This window comes from Mesorhizobium sp. M7A.F.Ca.CA.002.05.1.1 (assembly GCF_003998335.1).
Taxonomy (GTDB): domain Bacteria; phylum Pseudomonadota; class Alphaproteobacteria; order Rhizobiales; family Rhizobiaceae; genus Mesorhizobium.
Genome location: NZ_RZQI01000474.1, coordinates 1 through 4,582, shown reverse-complemented (window position 1 = coordinate 4,582; position 4,582 = coordinate 1). Strand labels below are relative to the sequence as shown.

Here is a 4,582-nt window from a genome sequence, read left to right as displayed (position 1 = left end):
GTGGGGACTCGACCGGGTTTCTCCTGAAGCGCCTCGCATTCACGCGGCGCGCTTGAGCTCTGTTCTAGCGGACGCTGGCGACCGCGTCGGAGCGGCCGTCATTGATCGTCACCCAAACGCCGGAATTCTGGTCCGACTGGCGCTTGAGATAGGTGTAGTCGGTGTCCGTCCAGGACAGGACCTTGGTCTCGAGATTGTCGAGGATGAATTCTCCCAGGCTCGTGCGCACGGTCAGCACCGCGTGGCCGTCGCCATTCGGCTGGCGCGCCACTGTCATCAGCAAATTGCCGGCCGGCACGCCCGCATCCATCAACTCGCGGCGCTTTTCCAGCGCGTAATCCTCGCAATCGCCATAGCCATTGGCCGGATAGGCCCAATATTCCTCGACACCGTAGTTTTCCATGTCGGTGCGCGGCTTGATGCGAGTGTTGACCGAATTGTTGATGTTGACGATCGTCGCCCACAGTTTGCGGGTCAGTTCGACCGGCGCACCCTTCGGGGTCCGTTCGCTGCATTCGCCAGGACTGCGCTGGCAGAACTCATAATGGCCAACAGGCTGGGTGGTGCGTCCGCCGGTGTGCATATAGGCCGGTCCCGCGGCATATGCTGATCCCCAAGCGGAAAGCTGCATCGCCATTGCCACCAGCAACAGCTTGCCCCTCGTGTTCTTCATTGTTGTAGTCTCCCCGTTCGAAGGAGACATTGCCACATGTGGATTTATTTGACGCAAAAGCTCGAAGTAGATATTGAGTAAAACTCCAGTAGAATAAACGTAAAATTTGAATCATTTGAGTATTAATTCGTTTGCATATTGAGGCGCCAATCTCGGTGCGCGGAGGGCTCCCAAGCCCGCCAAGAGTGGGCTAAGCATGCCGGTCATGGCGTCGAAAACAAAAAACCGGCCACACTGGATGCCAATCGCCGGCTTGACGTCGATCTCGACCGCGGCGCCGGAGAGCGAAAGGTCGATTATACGGCATTGGTACTGGCGGCCGTCGGTGAGCTGCAGCACGCTGGTCGGATTGCGCGGCGCGACGCGCTCGTGGCGGCGATCTTCCGGCAGGTCGAGTTCATGCTTGTTGGCGAGCCAGGTCAATTGCGCGGCCAGCTTGTCCTTCTTGCGATCCGACGCGATGACGGTCATCGCGAAACCGTCCTGCAAGGTGCGGGTGACTACACCTTCGATGCGGCCGATATGATCGATGTAGGCAATGATTTTTTCGCCGGGCATGCCGATGCGGTCGGTGCGAAACGCGACATTGCCCGGTGACATGTCGACGACCTGGCAGGGGTGTTCGGTGCGGTCTTCCAGCATGAAGCGTCCGTAGATTTTAACCCGGACGCGCTGAAAGTTACGCCTTTCAGCTTGGGACGGCGCATAGTCGACCGCCGCTGACCTCATGACTGCCTACACCCCGTTTGGCATCCCGCGCGCCGATGCGAGGAACTTCATCAGAGAAGTACAACAAAGCGGGTTAACAAAGGGAAAAAGCGGGCGCTCCAGGGGTTTCCTTTTTGCAGGTCGCGGTGCCAAAACAGCCGCGCAGTTTTGGGCGACGTGCATCAGGCCGCAAACGGACTATTCCTCGCGCCCGCCATCGAACACGACGAGATGGCGGATGCGGCGCGCCCGGCCGAGCGCCGAGATCGTCTCGGGTGCTCCAAGTTCATCGGGAACGAGCGAGGGAACATCGATCGCCGGGCGATTGTTGAGAAGCTCCTTCTCCGGATCGATGACGCGTATCGAATCGATCAACGCGTCGGTGATCGGATCGGCACCCAGCCAGAAGGGCTTCTCCACGGCGCTGATGACGCCCAGGCAACGCGGATTTTCGACACCGCCGTCCAGCGGCAGGGCAAGCAGTTCGAACTTGTTGGAGCGCCCGTTGCGGCTGAAACCCTCATAGCTGATGAGCACGACCGACTTCTGCTCGAAGACGCCATGGATCAGCCGCGAGACGAGCCGCTGATCCTTCTCGCGCCACAGCGATGGAAAGGAAAACCCCTTGAGTTCGCGGCCGTAGCAGGCGCAAAGCCTGGTGCCGGCCAGCCGGAATACGGCCTGTCCGCGCGTGTCCCGCTCCAGGATAAAGGTGTCGGCCAGCAGCGACTTGATGTCGGCCGGCTCGACCTCCGAACGCTTCGGGGCAGGGCGTCCATCACGCAGGCGGTTCCAATATTGGAACAGCGTGATCGATCCATTCTGGTTCATACTATGCTGCTCCGCGCAATCTGTCGTCTGATGTCCCATCGGTGAACAGAAGGGCGCCCTCCGATGACCTACATGCGTTGCGGAGCAGGAAGCGTGCCAGCGTCGTTAACACTTGTTCACGGGTCGGGGCCGTTAAGGTTAACAAGTGGTTTACGTTGCATCGAAGCGAGCCCCGTGGCACACAAAAACCACTCCAGAAGCGGTCGTTTCGCGACGATCGGCAGCACTTCAGTCAAGAGTTTTAGGGGAGCAGGGGGCTCGACCAGCCGTTCAAGGGAAACCTTGAACGGCTTCTTTTTTGATTCGCGCCGCGGCGATTCGCGGTTTGCGGTTCGGTCCGTGGTGATCTAGATGCTCGAGCCCCGAATCCCGCAGAGTGCAATTTCAAATGAGTGAACCGGCATCTCCCTCGGAAGTCGACCCGGTCGAGGGCGCACCTGAACCGCGGCGCGAGCCGGTGTTCAACCTGCCGCCCGTCGTGCTGGCGGTGATCGGCATCTGTGTCGTCGTCTACCTGTTGCAGCAATATGTGTTGAGCGAATCCCAGCAGATGACATTGCTGTATGACGGGGCCTTCATCCCCGTTCTCTACACCGGGCAATACGGCTTCGACTGGTTCCTGTTTTCGCGGCCCTTCACTTATGCCTTCATGCATGGCGGCTTTGCCCATATCGCCATCAATATGGTGTGGCTCGCCGCGTTTGGTTCACCATTGGCAAACCGTCTGGGAGCGCTGTGGTTCGCGCTGTTTTTTGCCGCAACCGGGCTGGCTTCGGTCGCGCTTTTCTGGGCGATGCATCCTTATGGTGAGGCGCCGCTGGTCGGGGCTTCCGGTGCGATATCGGGCATGATGGGGGCTGCGGCGCGTTTCGGCTTCCGCACCGACCGTTCGGCCGGCAAGGCCGCCTTCGCCGGCCCTGTGCTGCCGATCGCATTCGTATTGCGCCTGCGCGGTGTCGTGATCTTCCTCGCCATGTGGATGGTCATCAATCTCGCCACCGGCCTGCTCGGGTTTGCCCCAGGGGTAGATGGTCAGATCGCCTGGGAGGCTCATATTGGCGGCTTTGTCGCGGGCTTCTTCGGCCTGCGCTGGTTCGACAGGCGATGGCAGGCGCCCGAGTGGGAGACGACTGACCACCGCACTTGAAATGCAACCGATCACGGCGCACGATGTTCACTCTTACGTGAAGGCCGGTCAGGGCAGGAACCGGCAGGCAAAGCAGAGGAGGACGCCATGACGGTGAAGGCAATTCTCGAGAGAAAAGGCCATGACGTGTTGACGCTCGGGCCGAACGAAAAGCTGAGCGAAGCCATCCGCATCCTGGCAGAGCACAAGATCGGTGCGCTGGTCATCACCAATGGCGATCGCAAGATCGTCGGCATCCTGTCAGAGCGCGACATCGTCCGGGTTGTCGCCCGGGAAGGTGGAGCCGCGCTCGATATCGCGGTGCGTTCGGCGATGACGCCGAAGGTGAAGATCTGCAACGAAAATCACACCGTCAACGAGGTGATGGAGATTATGACCCGCGGCCGTTTCCGCCATCTGCCGGTGGAAAAGGACGGCATGCTCGATGGCATCGTGTCCATCGGCGACGTGGTCAAGCGCCGCATCGAGGATGTCGAGCGCGAGGCCGACCAGATCAGGGCCTATATCGCCACTGCCTGAACGGTGAGGCGAACCGCCGGCCGGAGAACCGACCGGCGGAACCGCGGGCTACCTGTTGTCGAGTTCGGAGCGGACGAGTGCGAGCCCGCGCCGGGTGATGCGGTAGGGGCCGCCTCCCGACGAAGAAACCGCCTTCTTCCGCTTCAGCTTTCGAAACATGTCGAGATCGACGTCCGGATAGTGCCAGCCGTCGCGGGTCAGGCATTTGACGGAGGCGATCCGCTTCTTGTCGTTCTTTTCGATTTCAATGCGTCCGCCCTGCGCGAGCAGGTGCAGGATGCGCTGTTCAGTGCGCGAAATATCCATGTGAGAGTTTTCCGGGAAAACAAAAAATGCCGCCGCCGCGAAGCTTCGCGGCACGGGGTTTCAGGTTTTCTGCCCTGCCTCGCCAAGAGGTCAGGGCCTTACCGGGACTGAGCGTAAGTGGACATCCACTCTCCATTGGAATGGACGTCCTATAGGCGAAAGCGGCTGAGAAGGCCAGTCCGTGGCTTTGCGCTTGTGTTTTTTGGGCGCTTGTCTCGCGAAGCGGTTTGCACTAGCGAAGTTGCAAACCAAAATATGCGTAAATGCATAATCCGAGTTCCAATACGCAGGCCACAATGTCCCTCATCGACACCCGCACACCCGACGCCAAGCGCCTTGTTTCCGGTGCCACCGGCGACTGGGAGATCATCATCGGCCTCGAGGTCCATGCGCAGGTC

At 60.1% G+C, this 4,582-nt stretch carries 6 protein-coding genes; 2 read left to right on the top strand and 4 right to left on the bottom strand.

All coding sequences use genetic code 11. The features are described from left to right. Window positions 1–64 precede the first annotated feature (64 nt). From EN939_RS21855 to EN939_RS21845, 3 genes are all read right to left on the bottom strand, one after another. Window positions 65–673, bottom strand: coding sequence for a transglutaminase-like cysteine peptidase (locus EN939_RS21855; protein ID WP_127269622.1), 609 nt, complete (start codon window positions 671–673; stop codon window positions 65–67). 111 nt (window positions 674–784) lie between these two features. Continuing rightward, complete coding sequence (locus EN939_RS21850; protein ID WP_236383445.1) at window positions 785–1,402, bottom strand: PilZ domain-containing protein; 618 nt, start codon at window positions 1,400–1,402, stop codon at window positions 785–787. A 177-nt stretch (window positions 1,403–1,579) separates the two neighbouring features. Beyond that, window positions 1,580–2,212 (bottom strand): PAS domain-containing protein, encoded by a 633-nt coding sequence (locus tag EN939_RS21845; protein ID WP_023812148.1) that lies wholly within the window; start codon window positions 2,210–2,212, stop codon window positions 1,580–1,582. Window positions 2,213–2,600: 388 nt separating this feature from the next. Here EN939_RS21845 and EN939_RS21840 point away from each other — a divergent pair, with 388 nt between their 5' ends. Together EN939_RS21840 and EN939_RS21835 are read left to right on the top strand one after the other, a co-directional pair. Beyond that, a complete protein-coding gene (locus EN939_RS21840; RefSeq protein WP_127269621.1) occupies window positions 2,601–3,359 on the top strand; it encodes a rhomboid family intramembrane serine protease in 759 nt (252 codons plus the stop codon). 87 nt (window positions 3,360–3,446) lie between these two features. Continuing rightward, entirely contained in the window at window positions 3,447–3,878 is a 432-nt protein-coding gene (locus EN939_RS21835; RefSeq protein ID WP_027039198.1) for a CBS domain-containing protein, read from the top strand. A gap of 48 nt (window positions 3,879–3,926) precedes the next feature. On the opposite strand, the gene EN939_RS21830 is transcribed toward EN939_RS21835, so the two are convergent. After that, window positions 3,927–4,184, bottom strand: coding sequence for a YjhX family toxin (locus tag EN939_RS21830; RefSeq protein ID WP_127269620.1), 258 nt, complete (start codon window positions 4,182–4,184; stop codon window positions 3,927–3,929). Between the last annotated feature and the right edge of the window lie 398 nt (window positions 4,185–4,582).